Origin of the sequence: Paenibacillus lutimineralis, from assembly GCF_003991425.1 — a bacterium.
Classification (GTDB): Bacteria; Bacillota; Bacilli; order Paenibacillales; family Paenibacillaceae; genus Fontibacillus; species Fontibacillus lutimineralis.
Genome location: NZ_CP034346.1, coordinates 5,335,142 through 5,356,354, shown reverse-complemented (window position 1 = coordinate 5,356,354; position 21,213 = coordinate 5,335,142). Strand labels below are relative to the sequence as shown.

Sequence of the window (21,213 nt, the reverse complement as noted above, 5' to 3'; positions counted from 1 at the left end):
ATGGGATTGCGAGGTCTTCTTTTAACGTACATTTGGAAAATACCGGCCGGGCTGCTTGACCGACAGCGATCATGCTAACTGGCGATAAATTTCAAAATGACCATGCCGAAGAAAATAACGGCCATAAGGGTGAGCATACCGAAAAAACCATTCATCAGATCAAACAAGTCGTTGCGTGGCTCTTCATTGATATGCTGGCGCGGGTCGTTCACATGCGGGTTAGCATCCATGCGGGCGAGGCCTCCTTAAATTGGTTTTAAAAGGTAGTTCAAAAAGACACTAGCTTCATCTAACCTTCTCGGCGCTGAAAACCGTACTTTTTGAACACGCATTTTATGTACTGTCAATTAAAAATATCATAGACAAATTGATATTTGGATATTCTTAGTATAACCAATCGCTTTCAAGTTTGTAAAGATGATGCCTGAACGCGAATTCCCATTTACTAAAAAGTTATGTTATAATGTAATCCATAGCGTCAACATAGGGCGCAACTATAACAATACTGATTAGTTAGGGAATGTTGTGGCTGACTTCAAGCAGGCATTCCAGTAACATACAAGGAGGAGATATCATGGCAATTGTAAATGTTTCCGATCAATCTTTTAACAGTGAAGTCGAAAGTACGGGTACCGTTCTGGTTGACTTTTGGGCGCCTTGGTGTGGTCCTTGCAAAATGATAGCGCCAATTTTGGAAGAATTGTCTGGTGATCTGGGCGATTCGGTTAAAATCGCGAAGGTAAATGTGGACGAGAACCCTGAATCTGCATCCCGCTTTGGCGTAATGAGTATCCCAACTCTTATCTTGTTCAAAGACGGCCAACCTGTCGACAAAGTTGTTGGTTTGAACTCCAAAGACGCGCTGAAAAACATGATTGCCAAACATTAATTTGGCTAGCTGATTCAGAGTGCTACAACTACGCCTCCGGCATGCCCGGGGGCGTTTTCTGTGCAGAACAGCATTATGAAGTGAGAGGGGGAGAGGACAATTAGCAATAGCCATCATTCGGATACTTATGCCAAGGAAATGCAGGAGAAGGAGCAGGCGATGGAAGCAATCCGTCACAAGCTTGCACTGCTGCCGGATCTACCAGGCTGCTATTTGATGAAGAACAAGAACGGTACGATTATTTATGTCGGGAAGGCCAAAATCCTGAAGAACCGTGTGCGCTCCTATTTCACTGGCAGTCATGATGGGAAGACACAACGGCTCGTCTCGGAGATTCGCGATTTCGAGTATATCGTTACCGGCAGCAATATGGAGGCGCTCATTCTGGAGTGCAACCTGATCAAGACGCATTCTCCCCGTTATAACGTACTGTTGAAAGATGACAAGACCTACCCATATATCAAAATTACAAATGAACCTCATCCACGGTTGGAAGTCACGCGGAAGATTCTTAAGGATAAGGCTAAGTATTTTGGACCGTATCCGAACGCTTATGCAGCACAGCAGACGAAGAAGCTGCTTGACCGAATGTACCCGCTGCGCAAGTGTAATGTGATGCCGAAGGAGGTATGTCTGTATTATCATATGGGCCAATGCTTGGCACCCTGTGTGAAGGAAGTGCCGCAGCAGACGTATGATGAGATGATTCAAGAGATCGTATCCTTCCTGAATGGCGGGCATGAGGAGATCAAGCAGGAGCTTCAACGCAAGATGGAAGAAGCAGCTGAGGAGTTGTACTTCGAGCGGGCGAAGGAGCTGCGTGATCAGATCAGAAGTATAGACGCCCTGATGGAGAAGCAGAAGATTACGATGAATGATGCGAGAAATCGTGATGTATTCGGCTTTGCGGTCGATAAGGGCTGGATGTGTGTGCAGATTTTATATGTACGACAAGGGAAAATGATCGAACGTCATGCCTCGGTATTTCCGTTCTATGGAGAGGCCTATGGTGACTTCTTGTCTTACGTAACACAATATTATAGTGACAATCCAGCGCTTCCACAGGAGATTCTGCTGCCAGATAGGAAATCGGGGCAGCAGGAGGAACAGACAGAGGAACAGGTTGAAGAGCAGGTTAGCGAGGCCTCTGATGAAGGTGGGGAACTGCTTGATGCGGAGAGTGGGGCAGCCGCTCTGCAGAACTGGCTGAATGTGAAGACGCTGGTTCCCAAGCGGGGACTGAAGCGTCAGATGACGCAGATGGCCGTTGAGAATGCCCGTGTTGCGTTGGACGAGAAGTTCCGTCTGATCGAGCGGGATGTGGAACGAACCTCTCGGGCGGCGGAGAATCTGGGCGTTGCTCTCGGCTTGACCGAACTGTCTCGGATCGAAGCGTTCGATAACTCGAATATTCAAGGAACCAATCCAGTATCTGCGATGGTAGTATTCATCGATGGGAAGCCGGCCAAGAAGGAATACCGCAAGTACAAGGTCCGTACAGTTCAGGGCCCCGACGATGTGGAGACGATGCGTGAGGTTGTACGGCGCAGATATGAGCGCGTGCTCAAGGAGGATCTGCTGCTCCCTGATTTGATTGTCATGGACGGCGGCAAGGGGCAGATGGCTGCGGCTAAGGATGTGCTGGAGAATGAGCTAGGATTGTTCATTCCTGTCTGCGGCCTCGTGAAGGATACGAAGCATAAGACGGCCCAACTTATTATCGGCGATCCGCCGGAGCCGGTGAATCTGGCCCGGGATAGCCAGGAGTTCTACTTGCTGCAGCGCATTCAGGATGAGGTGCACCGCTTCGCGATCTCTTTCCATCGTGAGCAGCGAGCTAAATCGATGGTCGTATCGCAGCTTGATGCGATACCCGGCGTAGGTGAGAAACGACGCAAACTGCTGTTGAAGCACTTCGGCTCACTGAAAAAAATAAAAGAGGCCTCCATCGAAGATTTTCGGCCTCTTTCTATCGGGGATAAACTCGCACAGACAATTATTGATTCGCTTCGGGATGAGGAGCCGGAATAAACGGCTCCTCTTTTTTTGTTGGCGAAATCGGACGTTCCTTATACGCTGGGTTGAAGCGGTAGATCAGATAACCGACAATGGCCGGCAGTACCAGATAGAATAACCCAGCAGCAATATTCAGTCCTCCGCCCATGACCATCAGACTGATTGACATCAGAATCGTATCGAAGATGACGTGGGAGAAGACGGCGGTAATAAATCCATAGCGCAGGAACACGAAGCTGAACAGTAAGCCGATGAACATGAGTTCAATAGGCCGCGAAATAACTGGATATATCGGATATAGGGTATGACCGAAGGCCCAGATCAGAGAAGTAATCAAACTTGCTACAAATGTACTACGGAACATCTTCTTTAGCATAGCGATCCCGAACAGTCGGTATACGGCCTCCTCTCCGATACCAGCTACCCAAGCCAGCAGCGGGAATAGCAGCGGCAGAAGCATGTTATACGTCGATTGGGAGGCATCTGTCGTCGACCAGGTATGAATCGTATTCTCGAGAGCCAGGAAAATAACGGACTGTACCCCAAGCAAAATCAGCGCCCAGGCATACCCGTTCGTCATCGCTGTCAGCACGTGGCGGCCATAACCGGGCTCTTTGGCCCTTGGCCAGAGGATCCGCCCCTTCTGTCTCCAGAGCGCATCGCCACCTACTAGCGATACATAGATGGAGCCGGACAGCAGTAGAGTTACTACGCCCTGAATAACGAAGCTCAAGATGAGTATGGAGCTGCTCAGACTATCCTTCTGTAAATAGGGCAGCATGTTGATTGCTCCGACCATACTTAGGACAAAATAAAGAGAAGCTAGTAAGAGACCACGCTTAAAAGAGGTGTAGGCTCTTGTCACTATGCTGTACACGATCGCCAGAATAGCCAGAACGAAGGTGAGTAGCCCATAGCCTGCAAAGGTAAGGATGTAGGCGAGCGTCTTCTGACCGCTGAGATAATCGTTGTAGGAACTCGGAACGGTGAACTTCGTCTCCATTGAAGCTACCGCGCCATATTCGAAATGAAATTGTATCTGGGCCTGTGACTGTCCGATCTCGTAATTTGGCAATTCATACAGTAGACCGTATTGCCCTTCGGTGGTAGCCAACTTCAGATCGGCTTCACTCACTCCTAGAGTCTTCAGGTAAGGGCGGACTAGCTGCTCTTTATCAGTCAGGCTGATATCGCCTTCCCGGGCCACCAGAGACAGTGTATTCTCGCGACCGTAGTCGAGTAAAGTTTGCTTGGTGGCATTACTTGTCGAGATGACCTTCTCAAAGGCAACGACATTGCCCTCCTGCATATTTATGTCGATGCTTAAGAGGCTTAATATGTCATCCGGGTCTGTAAAGGTAACATGGAAGACGTCATAAGGAAATTGTTTGCCATAGGATTTAGAATATTTGCCGACTAAATTTTCCTTCGTCAAATATCCGAACAGTTCAGGCTTTGTATCGTATGTAACGTGAGCATTCTGAAAATTGCCGTTGATGCCAAGCTCCGTCTGAGCGAACGAAGCGGCGGCTTGCCTGGCTTGATCTTTGCTGATGGTCTTGCTTAATTGTTGCTCCGGCTCGTTCACGGAAGGGAGCCAAAGCTGCAGGACGATGAAGAGGACCAATCCAATCGCAGCAAGTATCCAGAGTGCTTTAGGTTTGAGCAAGATCCCAGGTGAGTTCTTGGAAGTTTGCATTTTTACAGCTCCTTTTACACTTTTTTCTAAACAAGGAATTGTTCAATGTGTCCGCTTGTCGTAACCAGTGAGTTAGAAGCGGGGGTGACATTGGGCGTAATTCTTAAAAAACACATTCAATTAAAGATAACATAGGGGACCTTAGGTTCGCCAATCGGGCTATAGTTCACGAGAATCTGCAATATCTCTGGTAAGGTCTCGCACGGCTCAGATAATGGAGTATCATAATCATAGTTTCACGCCTTTTACGTCTTTTTCGAGTTATTTAATCCAAAAGAAACTTTGTTATTACACGCCGATAAGGCTTATAATCCATTTGACGAAAATGAAATGAAAAACAATGAAACAATAAAATATTAAATGGCCGAATTTCTTTACGAAAACGGGGGAACCGATTTTTAGGGGTGAGTTTCGCTGAATTCCTGGATATTCCAAGGATTCAAGCGAATAGGGCAACCGTTCATGTCCGAATCCGTCAGCTAACCTCGTAGGCCTTTGAGCAGGGACCAATCAATAAGCATTGGATTTCCAGTGCTTTTTTTCTTTGCTACAAAAAGGATGGAGTGATTAAGTTGCAGTTAAACATGTGGGTAAAATGGTTCAGGTTTTCCCCGCCACAGATTTTAGTATTGGGCTTCGCAGCCATTATTCTCGTTGGAGCACTACTGTTAATGCTGCCGATCTCAAGTACAACAGGGGAATCCTTACCATTCGTTGATGCGCTGTTTACCGCAACTTCAGCAACCTGTGTGACTGGATTGATCGTCGTGGATACAGGGACATATTATTCTACGTTCGGTCAGGTCGTGATTATGCTGCTGATTCAGACGGGCGGTCTCGGGTTCATGACCGTGGCAACCTTATTCTCGCTCGTATTCAAACGTAGAATATCGCTCAAGGACCGTCTTTTGCTGCAAGAGGCGATGAACCAGAACACGATGGAAGGGATCGTCCGCTTGATTCGCAAGGTTCTGATCTATTCCCTGGTCATTGAGAGTAGCGCCGCGTTAATCTATACGATTCGCTGGTCCTTTGATATGCCGTTTGGACGCGCGCTATATTTTGGAATATTCCATGGAGTGTCCATGTTTAATAATGCTGGTTTTGACTTGTTCGGTCATTACCAGAGCCTTACTCGCTATGTAGGCGATCCGATTGTTAACCTGGTGACGATGTTCCTGATTGTATCTGGGGGCCTTGGATTCATCGTGTTGTCGGATCTCGTTGACTTCCGGAAACACCGTAAGTTATCGCTTCATTCCAAAGTGGTATTGACGATGACAGCTTCGCTTATTTTGGTTGGGGCTTTGGTTATTTACGTATTTGAGTTTACGAATCCAGGCACATTCTCAAGCCTTAGCTGGGGAGAAAAGATATGGGCTTCCTTCTTCCAGTCGGTATCGCCGCGGACGGCGGGGGCAAATACGGTCGACCTGGGCTCGCTAAGGCAGGCAACTCAATTCTTTATGGTCATCCTTATGTTTATCGGTGCTTCCCCGAGCTCTACCGGGGGTGGGATTAAGACAACGACCTTTATGATTCTGATCGGCGCTGTAATCTCGATGATTCGCGGGCGGTCTGATCTTGTGCTGTTCCGCTATCGTCTGACTCAGGACCGTATCTTCAAAGCGGTCACGCTGACGATGTTATCCTTGTTCCTCGTCATCGCGGTATCAATGGTGCTATCGACGACCGAGAGTGCAAGCTTCCTGAGCATCCTGTTCGAGACGACTTCGGCTTTTGGCACGGTTGGCTTGACAGTGGGGTTAACGGGTAAATTAACAGTGATAGGTAAATTTATTATCAGCTTCACTATGTTTGCCGGACGGCTTGGGCCACTGACGATGGCCTATGCGCTTGGGCCGAAGAAAGGCAAAGAATTATATAGACATCCGGAAGGTAAAATTATTATTGGATAAGGGGAAGGTTAAGCATGAAAACACAGCAGTTTGTAGTGATCGGACTGGGGCGTTTCGGATCTAGTTTGGCACTGGAACTGATGGATCTCGGTTATGAGGTACTGGGAATCGACAGGGATGAGGAAATTGTAAATGAATGGAGCGATAAGCTGACCCATACCGTCGTGGCTGACGCAACGGATGAAGAGGTTCTCAAATCGCTAGGAGTGCGTAACTTTGATTGCGGGATCGTAGCGATTGGCAATGATATTCAAATGAGCATACTGGCGGCGATTCTGCTTAAAGATCTCGGCTTGCCGATGGTAGTAGCCAAGGCGATCTCTGTACTACACGGTAGGGCACTGGAGAAGCTGGGCGTGGATCGGGTTATTTCTCCGGAGCGGGATATGGGCATTCGGGTAGCGCACCAATTGGTGACGCCGAATCTGCTGGATTATATCCAATTGTCCAAAAATTACAGCATCGTGGAGATGAACGTTCCTGAATGCCTTAACGGTAAAAATGTAGGGGAGCTTCATCCACGAGCTCGCTTTGGCTGCACGATTGTGGCTATTCATCGCGAGAATGGCGTTATCGTTGCGCCGACAGCGATGGATCAATTGAAAACCGGAGACATCATGGTCATTATCGGCTCCAATGAGAATGTTGAAGAGTTCGAGATGATGGTCAACGAGAATATTTCCTAATCTATCCCTGGGATGTGATAATAGATGGAATCTGCAGCTACCGAGGCCATCAGGCACTTACTTATTTTGATTTTATTTGTTATTACCGTGGGCATGATTTCGGGGAAAATTGCTTCCATTCTCAAGCTCCCGGATGTAGCAGTCTATATTGCAACAGGGATGCTGCTGGGCCCGGGGCTCGGTTGGATTCATGAAGCGAGTGGCTCGCTGATCAATCAGATCATTCTGACCGTTGGCTCGGTCCTGATTCTGTTTGATGGGGGACGCAACTTAAGGCTTAGTGGGCTAAAGGAAATATGGATCAGCCTCTCGTTGTTAAGTGTATTGGGAGTGCTAATTACGATGGTCGTAGTTGGTATAGGTGTTCATTATTTATTTGGGGTCAGTTGGGTGTTCTCGTTCCTGGCAGGTGCAGTGATCGCTTCAACGGACCCGGCATCCATCATTCCGGTGTTCAGGCAGGTGAACATCAAGAAGCGGGTCCGGGAGACTGTAGAGAGCGAATCGGCTTTTAATGATGCTACCGGCTCGATTCTAACCTTTTCCTTTCTGGCCGCAGTTGCCAGCGGCGGGGAGCTGAACATCGGTATGATGGGCTGGGATTTCGTGAAGACAGCCTTTGGTGGCATTGCTGTCGGTCTTATTATAGCCGGATGTCTATCGTATTTTACCGGACATATAAAGCGCGGGATTCTAAGTGAATATACGACCCTCGTTATGATCGTATGTGCACTGGCCAGCTATCTGATTGCGGATTTGCTTGGCTTTAGCGGATTTATGGCTACTTTCGTAGCTGGAGTTATATGGGGGAATGCGGACATATTCAATCTGAATATGGAGGAGAAGCGTTCAGAGATCGGAGCCGTCTCCGACAACATTACTTTAATGATGCGCATGCTTATTTTTATCCTTCTAGGCAGTCAGGTGAATTTCACGACGCTGGGACATTACTTCTGGCAAAGTTTGGCTGCTGTCTTAATATTGATGTTCGTGGCCCGGCCTATAACGGTATTGATCTGCGCTTGGCCAGACCGTAAAGCGAAGTGGACCTGGCAGGAACTGCTCTTCATGTGTTGGGTGCGGGAGACGGGAGTTATTCCCGCGGCGTTATCCGGCATGATTGTAGGGATGGGCGTCGCTAATGCCCAGATTATTTCAGCTATTGCCTTTATGGCTATTATGCTGACGATTATAGTTCAAGCCAGTACAACGGGTTGGGTAGCCCGGAAGCTGGGGCTTGAAGTAAGCAAGGAAGCGGCGCGCCCGTAAGACAGGCACGCTGCTTTTTTTATACATATTAGATGGTAAGAACTTGGATCAAATGGCTGCGGATATCGTTCACCCATTCTTTGATTTCACTGCTTAGATTGGTCTTGCTGCCGTAGATCAGACAAGTCTCCCGTCGCGTCTGCTCCAGTTCTTTCATCGGCAGGGTAACGAGATCATTATCCTTCAGGAGTTGCTTGCGCAAATAGGATTTTGGAAGTAGTGTAGCGGATTTACAGGTCGGCAGGAGACGTACGATCGCTTCGAAAGAGTCAATCTCCATCCTGACGTCAGGGATAATGCCATAGCGTACGAACACCTCATCGATCAGCTTGCGATACCAGGTGCCCTTAGAGAAAATGATCATCGAGCGGTCGTTCAGATCGCCCATCGCCACAGGGCCGCCATCCGCAAGCTCGTGTCCACGCGGGACGACTAGCTCAAGGTGATCCTGGAAGAGCGGAATGCATTTTAAGCCGGACTCGCTGATGGAGGAGGCGATGACGCCGATATCGACTTTTTTCTCCCTTACGTAGGAGACAATTTCATGGGTTTTACCAGTGAGCAGCTTGACCTCCATGTCTGGGTAGTTGTTCATCAGTGCGGTGACAAGAGGAGGCAGTGTCGTCTGCAACGTGGTGAGGCTGGCGCCCAGGGTTATGGTGCTGCGATTGGCCGCTTTGAATCGTGAGACGGACTGCAGGAAGTTCTGATGGCGCTGCCGCTGCTCCAGGGCATATAGATAGGCTTCATGACCAACGCGAGTCAACTCAAGCTTCTTGCCATTACGGTTGAACAGGGCGACTCCCCATTCTTCCTCCAGCTTGACGATTTTCCTCGATAAGGCAGGCTGAGACAAATTAAGCAGCTTCGAAGCTTTATTTAAGCTAGACTGTTCTACAACGGTAGTAAAGACAATCAATTCTTCCAGCAATTTGATCCTCCTCTTTATTCGATCATTTCTACGGATATGAAATTCTCTTATGCGTAATAGTTATAACGGTTAATAATTATATTGCAATTCCATTATAAGCTAAAAAGGAGTAACATGAAAGTGACACAAGTTGTTCACATGTTACATTTGTAACAAAGTACTTAGATGGCGGTTTGTGCGATTTTTCATTTACGATTTATTTCGTAGACTGCTGTCGAATTTTAATGTATGAGTATGTAAAAGGACGATGGAGACGAGAAAGGGGTACACGAACTTATGAAAGGGTTTTATTCCAGGAAACTGCATTCGCTTCTGGGCATTATTCCGCTAGGTTTCTTCCTTCTGGAGCACATGCTGACGAACTTCTCTGCAGTTGAGGGGGGAAGCCAGGGCTTTAAGGACAGTGTGGCATTCTTGAACAGTCTGCCGCTGATCCTGGTACTGGAGGTTGTGGGCATTTATTTGCCGCTGCTGTACCACGGTGTTTACGGCATATACATCGCTTTTCAGGCGAAGCCGAATAACGGCAATTATGCTACGGAGCGCAATCTGCGCTACCTGCTGCAGCGGATTACCGGAATTATTGTGTTCATATTTGTTATTTGGCATGTGTATGAGACGAGAATCCAAGTGGCGCTGGGCAATGTAACACATGATCAGTTAGGCGGAGTCATGCATGATATTATGATGCAACCGATATTTTTCATTATTTATTTGATCGCTGTTGTGTCTGCCTCCTTTCATTTTGCCAATGGCTTATGGTCGTTTCTTGTTAGCTGGGGAATTACGGTGGGGCCGCGCTCGCAGCGTGTATCCTCGTATATTTGCATGAGTATGTTTGTAATCGTATCGATTATGTTCGTATGGTCGTTATTCGCATTCCGCAGTGTGGAATTTGCGGGATCAACGGCTCTGCTGCAATCTTTTAGAATGCTTGGATAGGAAAGATCGCTTGCGAAGCAAGTTTTGTACGAAGTAAATCTAAGTAGCATAGCTCACAAAACTAAGCGAGTGCTTACGATGCAAGTTTTGTACGGTGTAAATCTAATAGCATAGCTCACAAAACTTTTAGGAGTTGAAAAGGATGTCGAAACAAAGCATAGTTGTCGTCGGTGGAGGGCTTGCCGGGCTTATGGCTACAATCAAGGCGGCCGAAGCCGGAGTTCAGGTTCATCTATTCTCGATCGTTCCGGTTAAGAGATCGCACTCCGTGTGTGCTCAGGGTGGGATCAACGGCGCGGTAAATACAAAGGGAGAAGGAGACTCTCCTTGGGAGCACTTCGATGATACGGTGTACGGCGGAGACTTCCTCGCCAACCAGCCACCTGTCAAAGCCATGTGTGAAGCGGCTCCAGGCATTATCCATCTGATGGACCGGATGGGGGTTATGTTCAATCGTACTCCAGAGGGACTACTCGATTTCCGTCGGTTTGGTGGTACGAAGCGCCACCGTACGGCCTTTGCCGGCGCGACGACTGGTCAGCAATTGCTCTATGCCCTGGATGAACAAGTTCGCCGTCATGAGACGGAAGGACTTGTGGTGAAATATGAGAACTGGGAGTTCCTGTCGGTAGTACTTGATGATGAAGGGGCTTGCCGTGGTATTACAGCGCAGAATCTTCGCTCTATGGAAGTCGCAACCTTCGCCTCGGATGCCGTAATTCTGGCAACAGGCGGGCCAGGGATTATTTTCGGCAAGACAACCAACTCCGTTATTAACACAGGAACTGCGGCGAGCGCGGTGTACCAGCAAGGCGTTCATTACGCTAATGGCGAGTTCATTCAAATCCACCCGACAGCGATTCCAGGCGATGACAAGCTGCGCCTGATGTCGGAGTCAGCCCGCGGTGAGGGCGGACGGGTCTGGACTTATAAAGATGGCAAACCTTGGTACTTCCTTGAGGAGAAATATCCGGCCTATGGCAATCTCGTTCCACGAGATATCGCAACACGGGAGATCTTCTCTGTATGTGTTGACCAGAAGCTTGGCATTAATGGTGAGAACATGGTGTATCTTGATTTGTCGCACAAAGATCCAAAGGAACTGGACGTTAAGCTTGGCGGCATCATCGAAATCTATGAGAAATTCGTAGGCGATGATCCGCGTAAGGTTCCGATGAAGATCTTCCCGGCGGTCCATTACTCGATGGGCGGCATGTGGGTTGATTATAATCAGATGACAAATATTCCAGGTCTATTCGCTGCAGGCGAATGCGATTATCAATATCATGGGGCCAACCGCCTAGGTGCGAACTCACTCGTATCCGCTATTTTCGGTGGCATGGTAGCCGGTCCAAAAGCGGTAGAATATATCCGCGGTCTGAAGAATTCGGTCGAAGATATGAATTCTGCGATGCTAGACAATGCTCGCAAGGTGCAAGAGGACAAATTCGAGAAGCTGCTGAAGATGGAAGGCAAGGAAAATGCCTATGTACTTCATAAAGAGCTAGGTGATTGGATGACGGACAATATGACAGTGGTTCGCCATAACCATCGACTGGAAGCGACGATTAACAAAATTAAAGAACTGAAAGTTCGCTATAAAGATATCAATGTGAACGATACTTCGCGTTGGAACAACACGGGGGCTGCCTTTACCCGTCAGCTGTGGAACATGCTGGAGCTGGCTGAAGCGATGACGCTTGGCGCGTTGCTCCGCAATGAAAGCCGTGGCGCCCATTATAAGCCGGACTATCCGGAGCGTAATGATGAGGAGTTCCTGAAGACGACCAAAGCGACTTGGACACCGGATGGCCCGCAAATTTCATATGAAGAGGTCGATGTGTCACTGATTCCGCCGCGTATTCGCGACTATTCGAAGGATAAGTAGGAGGGGAGAGCAATGGCAATGGCGGAAACAAAAGCAACAATTAGAAAGGTAAAGTTTATTATAACTCGCCAGGATGGCCCGGAGACAAAGCCTTATACCGAGGAATTCGAGCTTGATTATCGTCCAGGTATGAATGTGATCAGTTCCTTGATGGAAATTCAGCGCAATCCAGTTAATATGAAAGGCGAGCATATTTCGCCAGTGTGCTGGGAATCGAATTGTCTAGAGGAAGTGTGTGGGGCTTGTTCAATGGTAATTAACGGCAAGCCGCGTCAGGCTTGTGCCGCTCTGATTGATAATTTGGAGCAGCCAATTCGCATCGAGCCGATGCGTACCTTCCCTGTAGTACGTGACCTCATCATCGACCGCAGTCGGATGTTCAACGCTCTGAAGAAAGTTAAAGCTTGGATTCCGATTGATGGTACGTATGATCTCGGTCCAGGACCACGGATGGCGGAGAAGAAGCGGCAATGGGCATATGAGCTCTCGAAATGTATGACTTGCGGCGTCTGTCTCGAGGCTTGCCCGAATGTGAATGAGAAGACAGACTTTATAGGTCCGGCACCGATCTCCCAAGTGCGTCTGTTCAATGCTCATCCGACCGGTGAAATGAATGCTGAGGAGAGACTTGAGGCATTGATGGAAGCCGGCGGCATCGAGGGCTGTGGCAACTCGCAGAACTGCGTACGAGCATGTCCGAAAGGCATTCCGTTGACGACCTCGATTGCCGAGATGAATAAAGATACGACCAAGCATATGTTCAAGCGCTGGTTAGGGGTGTAATACCGAGCGTAGAATAGATTCCTATATCCCATGAATAGACTGGGGTATAGGAATTTTTTTGTCTCCAAAGGAAAGATAATACACCAGAGAGTAGCCCGTTAGTCGTTCTGATTGACGATCTCTGCTGCCACATGCTAAGGTTAGCGAAGCTAATTATGATATTAGCTTGTTTCTATTTACGTGAACTATTTCACTTAAAATTGAAATATTTAATTGACCTTTTACTTAACTTAAGGAGGCCAATGATGAAGTATCTTTACTTGACATTAGGTTTTTTATTTCTAGGTTTGGGGGCGGTTGGAGTATTTCTTCCTGTACTGCCTACGACCCCGTTCCTGCTGCTCGCCTCGTTCTTCCTCTCCAAAGGTTCTGATCGGTTTCACCGTTGGTTCTGCGGTACGAAGCTGTACAGGGAACATTTGGAGGGTTTTATCAATTCACGATCAATGACGCTCCGCGCCAAACTCGGTATTCTTGTACTAGCTACTTCTATGTTGACGATAGCTTTTATTCTGATGAAGAATTGGATCGGCAGAGGCTGTATCCTACTTCTTATCTCGTTTATGTACTATTATTTTATTTTTCGCATTAAAACGGTGAAAAGGTCGGAGACTATCGCTTCTATCGAAGAGTAAATAATACTACGGAATGATAGTTGCCTTACATTACATTATAGGAGTACGATTAATATATAAAATTTATGGCAAGCAATAAATGATAGGAAGGAAAGTGAAAATTACTTATGGAAGCTTCCAATACAGTGAAATTAACAACTTTAACAACCAAGGGAGGGTGTGGCTGCAAGATCGGTCCTGCAGATCTTATGCAGGTCATCCGTAGTCTGCCGCCAACAGAGCCGAACCCCGATTTATTGGTCGGCTTAGACACAAGCGATGATGCAGGGGTATATAAAATCAGCGAGGATCTTGCCCTGGTGCAAACGCTAGACTTCTTTACGCCAATTGTCGATGATCCGTATTCCTTCGGACAGATCGCAGCGGCTAACGCGATCAGCGATATATATGCGATGGGCGGTAAGCCTTTGACTGTTATGAATATTGTAGCTTTTCCAATTTCGACGCTAGACAAGAGCATTCTGGCTGATATTTTGCGCGGAGCTGCAGACAAGGTACGGGAAGCCGGAGCTACCTTGGTCGGCGGTCATTCGATCGATGACAAGGAGCCGAAGTTCGGTCTTGCAGTCACTGGCTTAGTGCATCCAGACAAGGTCAGAACTAATGCCGGTGCTAAGGCTGGTGATAAGCTGATCCTGACGAAGCCAATCGGAGTTGGAATTATGACGACCTCGATCAAGAAAGGGCAGCTAACTGCCGAAGAGACAGAGCGTGTTACCCGTGTCATGTCGACACTGAACAGAAAAGCGGCAGAAACTATGGAGCCGTATGACGTTCATGCTTGTACGGATGTGACTGGATTTGGGTTGATGGGACATGCTCTGGAAATGGCAAAAGGCAGTGGAACGGGAATTCGTATCAAGCAGGATCAGGTCCCTGTATTACCACGTGTACGTGAACTGGCTGAGAATGGGTTCATCCCTGGCGGAACGAAGAATAACTTCGCTCATGTGGAGGGGGATATTTCGTTCCCGGAAACGATGGATCAGATCGACCGCTGGATTTTGTGCGATGCAGTGACCTCAGGTGGTCTGTTGATCGCTGTTGCGGCTGCAGAAGCGGATTCCTTGCTGGACGAGCTGGTTAAAGCAGGGGTTGAAGCGAGCCTGATCGGTGAAGTGACAGATCAGCATCCAAGCCGTATCGTCGTTGAATAATAAGTGTGTGATTAGAAGTGGGCTTTTTGAACAACCTTTATACATGTAAGTTCAAAAAGTCCGGTTTTCAGCACCGAGAAGGTTGGATGAAGCTAGGGACTGAGGAGCGGAGCGTACGTAGTGTGTACGTGAGCACCGGAAGGCCCGGCTGAATTCAAGATTCGATGTCGAATCTGCTTTCAGTGTTGCTTCGTGATCAAAAGTGAGCTTTTTGAACAACCTCTATAAGCAGCAGGAAGGGAAAGAGATTAATGTTTCAGGATCTTAGCATTACGGAGTGGCTAGAGAGAAAAGACAAGGAAATGACGATGATCGATGTACGTTCCCCTTCAGAATATGCCGATTCATCGATACCAGGCAGTGTAAATATCCCTCTGTTCGATGATCAGGAACGGGCCGAGGTAGGTACAATATATACACGGGTAAGCGTTGAAGCCGCCAAAGAACGGGGCCTGGAGATTGTGTCCGCCAAGCTCCCCCGGTTTATTCGTCAATTTGCCGAAATCGAGGGTCCTAAGGCGGTGTTCTGCTGGCGTGGGGGGATGCGTAGTAAGACGACAGCGACCTTATTGTCTTTGATGGATATCCATGTCTATCGACTAGCCGGAGGTTACCGCGACTATAGGAAATGGGTCGTATCGACTTTGGAGAGCATGGATTTCAAACCGAATGCGCTCGTTATCCATGGAAATACAGGGAATGGAAAGACAGCGATTTTACGTAATTTGCAAGCCAAGGGCTACCCGATTGTTGATCTTGAAGGAATGGCTGGACATCGAGGATCGGCCTTCGGACATATTGGACTGCAAGCCAATAATCAGAGGATGTTCGATTCTCTGCTTCTGGAAGAGTTGCTGCGTCTGCAGCATAGTGAATATATCATGCTGGAGGCAGAGAGCAGACGAATCGGTAAAGTTTGCGTGCCTGACTTCATCCTGTCCAAGAAGGATCATGGAAGGCATGTCAAGCTGGAGCTGCCACTCGAAGTCCGCGTGCAAAATATTTTGGATGACTACGAGCCCTGGAAATATCCGCAGGATTGCATTCTTGATTTTCAGAAGATACGTTCCAAGATTCATGTGCCTATCGCTGCAGAAATTGCTGAGTGCCTAGAGCAGGGAATATATGCGCGGGCCGTGGAATTGCTATTGCTTCATTATTACGACAAGCGGTATGCCTATTCGGAGAAAAATTATGCGGAGAGTGATTTCATCACGATTACCGCCAATACCATGGAAGAAGCGGAGCAACAATTAGAGAAGCTTCTACAAGAGAGCTATCATTAAGAGGTTTTACATTGGGGATAGAAGGGGGACATCGTTAGGTGCGATGTCCCTTCTTCTATTTTAACCAAACTGGAAAAATAAAGGAAATAAAGCTACAATGAAAGGGATTAGCTATTTGTAGTGGTCAAGCAAGACATCACTTACTGGAGGCATAAGGAATGAGAGGAAGAATGATTTTTCGTTATGTATGTGTTCCCTTGTTTGCAGTTGTCCTATTCGTTGCTGGTTGCGGTGGTGGGGGCGGTGGGACGGACTCCAGCGGTAACAACCAAGGTGGAAATACATCGTCCGAGACCGATGGGAATCTGAATGGAAATCAGACTGGTGAAAGTAATCAACCAGCTTCTCCGACGCCCGAGCCAACGGATCCTGTGCAAGCGAAGTTGGATTCGCTAAGCACGGCCGAGAAAATTGGGCAATTGTTCATCGTTGGCATGGATGGGACTGCGAGCAATGACAACATCCGGGAACTGCTGCAACAGCAGCATGTTGGAGGGGTTATTTTCTATAAGAATAATATAGAGAACACGAAACAAGCTTTATCCCTGTTCAACCAGCTTAAGGAGGAGAATAGGGACAATCCTGTTCCGTTATTCCTTAGTGTTGATGAAGAGGGCGGACGGGTCTCACGAATGCCCGCTGAATATACAAAACTGCCTGCAGCGGCGAAGATCGGCGCGGTAGGAGATGCCAAGGCAGCGGAAGGGCTGGGAGACATTATTGGCACGGAGTTGGCTGGCTTTGGCCTAAATATGGACTTCGCCCCTGTGCTTGACGTCAATAGCAACCCTGATAATCCGGTGATCGGCGACCGCTCGTACAGTTCCTCTGCCTCGACCGTTAGTGAGATGGGGCTTTCCGAAATCAAGGGGCTAAGTGGGCAGGGAGTTATCCCTGTCGTGAAGCATTTCCCAGGACATGGAGATACGTCGGTTGATTCTCACTTGGGGCTTCCGGTCGTTAAGCACGATATGGAGCGGCTGCGCAAGCTTGAGCTCGTTCCCTTTCAGGCCGCAATTGAGGCTGACGCTGATGCTGTTATGGTTGCCCACCTGCTGATGCCGAATCTGGATCCGGATCATCCTGCATCCTTCTCTAAGGCGGTCATTCAAGATCTGCTGCGCGACGAGCTCGGCTTCGGTGGGGTTGTTATCTCAGACGATATGACGATGGGAGCTATTTCCGAGCACTATAAAATAGAGGATGCCGCGGTCCAGTTCATTCTGGCGGGTGGCAATATCGTATTAATCGGACATGAACTCGAGAAAGAGAAGGCGGCCATTCAAGCGATCACCGATGCTGTAGAACAGGGAACGATCCCGATGGACGTACTCGATGATCGCGTGTATAAGGTGCTTGAGCTGAAGGAGAAATATAAGTTGAGCGATGACCCGGCGAAAGGGCCGGGTATCAAGCAGGTCAACAAGCGTATCCAACAATTTTTAAGTGAGTATAAATTAAAGTAGTTCTTGTTCAGGGCTGTTTTGCGCGGATGAGGGAGTGGGTTGATGCAGGTATTGTTGCAAATCGATCCCTCCTCCAAGCCCTATGTATACGCCCTCTGCCTCCAAAAGCATTCTCTGAAGCGAAGCACCCTCATCATCCTGAAGGGCAATTTCTCCCCGTGAGTTCACTACTCTATGCCAGGGAAGCTGATATTTGCGGCTCATGGAATGGAGGATACGCACGACCTGTCTGGCCGCGCGAGGGCTTCCGGCCTCTTTGGCGATCTGACCGTAGGTCATCACCGTTCCTTCCGGAATGGATGATATAATATGGATTACCTGAGTAGTAAACGGCTGCATTAGGATGCACTCCTTTATCGCTGCGGAATTCATTTAAATTTATGAACTGATATGAAAATGTGAGGAGAATTATGAAATCTATACTTTATACGGATCGCCTAATCTTGAGAATGCTGGATGACCAGGACAGTGTTACTGTAGTCCAGTACCTGCAGGATAACCGTGTTTCGCTGGCTGAATGGGAGCCGCTTAGATCGGAAGATTACTATTCAGAATTGTATCAAAAAGAACAGCTCAGACAAAGTATAATGATGAGCTATCGAGGCGAAATGTGCAAGTGGTGGATAGCCCGCAAAGATGAGCCAGAACGGATTATCGGGTCTATCTCACTTAGTAATATTGCAAGAGGAGCGTTTCAGTCCTGCCATTTAGGGTATGGCCTGGATGGGCGGGAGCGGAATAAGGGATTCATGACAGAGGCGCTGCAGGGAGTTATTGAATACGCCTTTGGAGAACTGGGCTTGCATAGGATTGAGGCTAATATTATGCCAAGGAATGGTGCGTCCTTGAAGGTTGTAGAGAAGCTTGGCTTCTATCATGAAGGAATGGCTTATAAGTATTTGAAGATCAATGGCGTCTGGGAGGATCATATTCATATGGTATTGAGAAATGAAGCGATGGAAAAATAGAGGATTCAATCTTGTAATCTCCGCTCATAAATACATCCCCAAATCTGAGCCGTAACTATCTGTTGCCCCGATACGTATATGAGGTACAGAATCTGAACATGCTTCGTTAGTAGGCAGAGAGGAGGAGAATGCCTTGCAACAGCGACTCAAGGAATTAGGTTATCCGATGAAGCTCGTTATCTATATAATGCTATTCATCGCAACGATTATTGGAATGAAATATGTAGCGGAGACGAGATTGCCGAGTGGGGGCAGACCCCCTTATTTATTTTTGATCTGGAACACTTTTCTTGCCTGGATTCCACTCGGACTTGCCGTAATGCTAGATCTGGTCAGCCTGCTTCATTCCCGTTCCGTAAGAAGAGGGTTGTATTTGATAGTCGGTTTGCTATGGCTGTTCTTCTATCCGAATGCAGCTTATCTAATTACTGATCTATTGCATCCCTTCGTGCGGTACCCTACCCAATCTTCACGTTTCTGGGAGGATATTTCCTTCTGGAACCATTTGAATACGGTATTCTTTACCGCTATTATCGGCCTGGCTCTAGGCTCGCTGGCGCTCGCTTCGGTACACCAACTGGTGAGGAGAGCCTACGGCAGCTTCGTCGGCTGGTGCTTTGCTATCGGCGTCCTGCTGCTCAGCAGCTTCGGGGTTTATCTAGGCCGCTTCATCCGCTGGAATAGTTGGGATATTCTGCGCAGCCCGATCATTGTATTGCGGGAGACGGCGAAGTATTTTATGCAAATTGATAATTTACGGCATGCGCTGGGCTTCTGCAAATGGATTTTTCTGATTACCGCTTTTTGTTATTTGTTGCTCTATTTATTCGGGAGACTCGGGAGCAGTATGGCTTCTATTGAAAGGGAGCGAGAACGTGGACATGAAGCAGCAGCTAAGCATGCAGCAGCAGCTGAGAATGAAATTTCCCGTATTGGAGAACGAACGGCTACGGCTGCGAAGAATAGAGTCTGAGGATAGTGAGTTATTATTTCAATATGTAACGGATCCTCGAATCGAACGGCATATGTCTTTTCAACCGGACACCTTGCTCTTTCCGAAGCGGCTATTTCGTTATTTTGAGGAGACTTATAGGAGTCTGAATGATTTGCATTTTGCGGTGATCTGGAAAGAGACAGGGGAGGTTATTGGCATTTGTTCTCTGCAACAGTGGTCAGAGCTGAACGGTAAGGCACGGCTAGGGTACTTGATATCGCCGTCCTTCTGGAACCTAGGGATCGCGACGGAGGCCGCGGGATTATTGCTTCGCTTTGGTGCTGAGGTGCTTGGACTGAATGAAGTTGAGGCAAGATGCGGGGTAGACAATCCTGCTTCCGAACGGGTGCTGAAGAAGCTGGGGTTGTCCCTTCAGGCTTACGCGGATAATAGCGTAGGTTATCGTAGCAATGAATATTGCCGATTGAAAGTGTACTCGCTACATATTAAAAAGGCATTGTAAAAGGCGGTTCAAAAGCTCGTTTTGATTTCGAAGTGATTTGTTACACAAATGAAATATTGCTGTGATCGAACCCTAATAGTCAGGGGGTACACTTAATACATGACCCCCTTTTGAATATATTTGTATCTGGAATCCGGCGGAATGCACGGGTTCCCTTTTTTTGTCTATATGAGCATGTACATGATCAAAAGATTCTTTTTGAACTTCCTAGTATAAATAAAGTTTCAAAAAGGCAGTTTTCAGCACCGAGAAGGTTGGATGAAGCTAGGGTCTGAGAAGCGCAGCGTACGTAGTTTGTACGTGAGCATCGGAAGGCCCGGGTGAATTCAAGATTCGATGCCGAGTCCACCTCTTGAATTACTTCGTGATCAAAAGTGTCTTTTTGAACTACCTCTTACAGAGGTACACTTACCTTTTGTTTGTTCTTGAAATATACCCAATGATCAAATCCAATCTCGCGCAGCCGGGCGGCTACGTCATCCCATTCATCCCCAACCCGGGATGGAATATGGGCGTCAGATCCGAAGGTGACCTCAACTCCATAATGAAGCGCTCGCTCCAGGATTGAATCGGCAGGATACCATCCCCCAGACAGCTTTGTCTTGCCGGAGGTGTTGATCTCGATCGCGACCTTGTGGTCGGCGATCACCTGCAATGTTTCATCGATCGCTGCAGTAGCGGGGATATCCGAGAAGGCGGGATAATTGCCCTTCATGGCATCGATATGGCCGAGAATCTGGAACATTCCGGAGCGTGCCGAATTTCGGATCAATTCATAGTAGGCTTCTTTGTCGGCAATTTGTTCTTCTGTACTGAGCCGCTTCCAGCGGTTCTTGTTGAAGATACTCACATCCTTGACGCTGTGCACAGAGCCGATCACATAATCAAACGGGTACTGACTTAGGATATCTCTATAAATCTCGACGTGCTCAGGGAAATAATCAGATTCGATACCAAGAAGAACATCGATTTTTCCTGCGTACTTCTGCTTGAGGGATAGCACTTCCTCAACATAGCCTGCAAATGCGGATTTGGCCATGGCAATGCGCGGATGAGCTTGATCCTCCTTACTCCCGAAGTAAGGGGTATGATCACTGATACCAATGACGGACAATCCGGCAGCGATTCCCGCTTCAATATAATCGGAGATGTTGCCATCGGCATGACCGCAGCGGAAATGATGAGTATGAAGATCAAATTTCATAATTAAGGACTCCTTTCT

At 47.8% G+C, this 21,213-nt stretch carries 20 protein-coding genes and 1 riboswitch; of the genes, 15 read left to right on the top strand and 5 right to left on the bottom strand.

Translation table 11 applies throughout. The annotated features are described in order from the left end of the window. Window positions 1-74: 74 nt before the first annotated feature. Window positions 75-230: a YqzM family protein gene (locus EI981_RS23685; RefSeq protein WP_127002435.1), complete on the bottom strand. Its 156-nt coding sequence runs from the start codon at window positions 228-230 to the stop codon at window positions 75-77. Window positions 231-574: 344 nt separating this feature from the next. On the opposite strand from EI981_RS23685, the gene trxA reads away from it, so the two are divergent. Both trxA and uvrC read left to right on the top strand, forming a co-directional pair. Beyond that, complete coding sequence (gene trxA, locus EI981_RS23680; RefSeq protein ID WP_068777944.1) at window positions 575-889, top strand: thioredoxin; 315 nt, start codon at window positions 575-577, stop codon at window positions 887-889. Between the two features lie 159 nt (window positions 890-1,048). Next, a complete protein-coding gene (uvrC, locus tag EI981_RS23675) occupies window positions 1,049-2,920 on the top strand; it encodes an excinuclease ABC subunit UvrC (RefSeq protein WP_227011568.1) in 1,872 nt (623 codons plus the stop codon). On the opposite strand, the gene EI981_RS23670 is transcribed toward uvrC, so the two are convergent. Beyond that, window positions 2,886-4,604 carry a CPBP family intramembrane glutamic endopeptidase gene (locus EI981_RS23670; RefSeq protein WP_127002430.1) on the bottom strand — a complete coding sequence of 573 codons (1,719 nt, stop codon included), beginning with the start codon at window positions 4,602-4,604 and terminating at the stop codon, window positions 2,886-2,888. The genes uvrC and EI981_RS23670 overlap by 35 nt on opposite strands. Window positions 4,605-4,956: 352 nt before the next feature. Continuing rightward, window positions 4,957-5,113, top strand: a riboswitch (cyclic di-AMP (ydaO/yuaA leader). Between the two features lie 75 nt (window positions 5,114-5,188). On the opposite strand from EI981_RS23670, the gene EI981_RS23665 reads away from it, so the two are divergent. The 3 genes from EI981_RS23665 to EI981_RS23655 are packed head-to-tail and all read left to right on the top strand — an operon-like array spanning window position 5,189 to window position 8,478. Further along, entirely contained in the window at window positions 5,189-6,523 is a 1,335-nt protein-coding gene (locus tag EI981_RS23665) for a TrkH family potassium uptake protein (RefSeq protein ID WP_127004965.1), read from the top strand. A 14-nt stretch (window positions 6,524-6,537) separates the two neighbouring features. Next, the gene (locus tag EI981_RS23660) at window positions 6,538-7,209 is read left to right on the top strand and encodes a potassium channel family protein (protein ID WP_127002428.1); all 672 of its coding nucleotides are present in this window, start codon (window positions 6,538-6,540) and stop codon (window positions 7,207-7,209) included. A gap of 24 nt (window positions 7,210-7,233) precedes the next feature. Beyond that, window positions 7,234-8,478, top strand: a complete 1,245-nt coding sequence (locus EI981_RS23655; RefSeq protein ID WP_127002426.1) for a cation:proton antiporter — start codon at window positions 7,234-7,236, stop codon at window positions 8,476-8,478. A 28-nt stretch (window positions 8,479-8,506) separates the two neighbouring features. Here the strand turns inward: EI981_RS23655 and EI981_RS23650 are convergent, their stop codons facing one another. Continuing rightward, window positions 8,507-9,409 (bottom strand): LysR family transcriptional regulator, encoded by a 903-nt coding sequence (locus tag EI981_RS23650; RefSeq protein ID WP_127002424.1) that lies wholly within the window; start codon window positions 9,407-9,409, stop codon window positions 8,507-8,509. Window positions 9,410-9,685: 276 nt separating this feature from the next. Here EI981_RS23650 and EI981_RS23645 point away from each other — a divergent pair, with 276 nt between their 5' ends. From EI981_RS23645 to nagZ, 7 genes are all read left to right on the top strand, one after another. Then, window positions 9,686-10,351, top strand: a complete 666-nt coding sequence (locus EI981_RS23645) for a succinate dehydrogenase cytochrome b558 subunit (RefSeq protein ID WP_127002422.1) — start codon at window positions 9,686-9,688, stop codon at window positions 10,349-10,351. Between the two features lie 142 nt (window positions 10,352-10,493). Beyond that, complete coding sequence (sdhA, locus tag EI981_RS23640) at window positions 10,494-12,239, top strand: succinate dehydrogenase flavoprotein subunit (RefSeq protein WP_127002420.1); 1,746 nt, start codon at window positions 10,494-10,496, stop codon at window positions 12,237-12,239. An 18-nt stretch (window positions 12,240-12,257) separates the two neighbouring features. Continuing rightward, window positions 12,258-13,022 (top strand): succinate dehydrogenase iron-sulfur subunit, encoded by a 765-nt coding sequence (gene sdhB, locus EI981_RS23635; protein ID WP_127004963.1) that lies wholly within the window; start codon window positions 12,258-12,260, stop codon window positions 13,020-13,022. A gap of 245 nt (window positions 13,023-13,267) precedes the next feature. Beyond that, a complete protein-coding gene (locus EI981_RS23630; protein WP_127004961.1) occupies window positions 13,268-13,657 on the top strand; it encodes a YbaN family protein in 390 nt (129 codons plus the stop codon). 107 nt (window positions 13,658-13,764) lie between these two features. After that, complete coding sequence (selD, locus tag EI981_RS23625; RefSeq protein WP_127002418.1) at window positions 13,765-14,814, top strand: selenide, water dikinase SelD; 1,050 nt, start codon at window positions 13,765-13,767, stop codon at window positions 14,812-14,814. Window positions 14,815-15,065: 251 nt separating this feature from the next. After that, entirely contained in the window at window positions 15,066-16,100 is a 1,035-nt protein-coding gene (mnmH, locus tag EI981_RS23620) for a tRNA 2-selenouridine(34) synthase MnmH (RefSeq protein WP_127002416.1), read from the top strand. Window positions 16,101-16,258: 158 nt separating this feature from the next. Further along, window positions 16,259-17,566, top strand: coding sequence for a beta-N-acetylhexosaminidase (gene nagZ, locus EI981_RS23615; RefSeq protein ID WP_227011567.1), 1,308 nt, complete (start codon window positions 16,259-16,261; stop codon window positions 17,564-17,566). Here the strand turns inward: nagZ and EI981_RS23610 are convergent. Next, on the bottom strand, window positions 17,558-17,905 hold the full coding sequence (locus EI981_RS23610) for an MGMT family protein (RefSeq protein ID WP_127002414.1): 348 nt from the start codon (window positions 17,903-17,905) through the stop codon (window positions 17,558-17,560). The two genes, nagZ and EI981_RS23610, sit on opposite strands and share 9 nt — an antisense overlap. A gap of 71 nt (window positions 17,906-17,976) precedes the next feature. On the opposite strand from EI981_RS23610, the gene EI981_RS23605 reads away from it, so the two are divergent. From EI981_RS23605 to EI981_RS23595, 3 genes are all read left to right on the top strand, one after another. Further along, the gene (locus tag EI981_RS23605) at window positions 17,977-18,534 is read left to right on the top strand and encodes a GNAT family N-acetyltransferase (RefSeq protein WP_127002412.1); all 558 of its coding nucleotides are present in this window, start codon (window positions 17,977-17,979) and stop codon (window positions 18,532-18,534) included. 133 nt (window positions 18,535-18,667) lie between these two features. Then, a complete protein-coding gene (locus tag EI981_RS23600; RefSeq protein ID WP_227011566.1) occupies window positions 18,668-19,507 on the top strand; it encodes a DUF1361 domain-containing protein in 840 nt (279 codons plus the stop codon). Beyond that, window positions 19,452-19,991: a GNAT family N-acetyltransferase gene (locus tag EI981_RS23595; RefSeq protein WP_162616256.1), complete on the top strand. Its 540-nt coding sequence runs from the start codon at window positions 19,452-19,454 to the stop codon at window positions 19,989-19,991. The genes EI981_RS23600 and EI981_RS23595 overlap by 56 nt, the downstream gene beginning before the upstream one ends. A 394-nt stretch (window positions 19,992-20,385) precedes the next feature. Here EI981_RS23595 and EI981_RS23590 read toward each other — a convergent pair whose 3' ends face one another. Next, window positions 20,386-21,195 carry a histidinol-phosphatase gene (locus EI981_RS23590; protein ID WP_127002408.1) on the bottom strand — a complete coding sequence of 270 codons (810 nt, stop codon included), beginning with the start codon at window positions 21,193-21,195 and terminating at the stop codon, window positions 20,386-20,388. Between the last annotated feature and the right edge of the window lie 18 nt (window positions 21,196-21,213).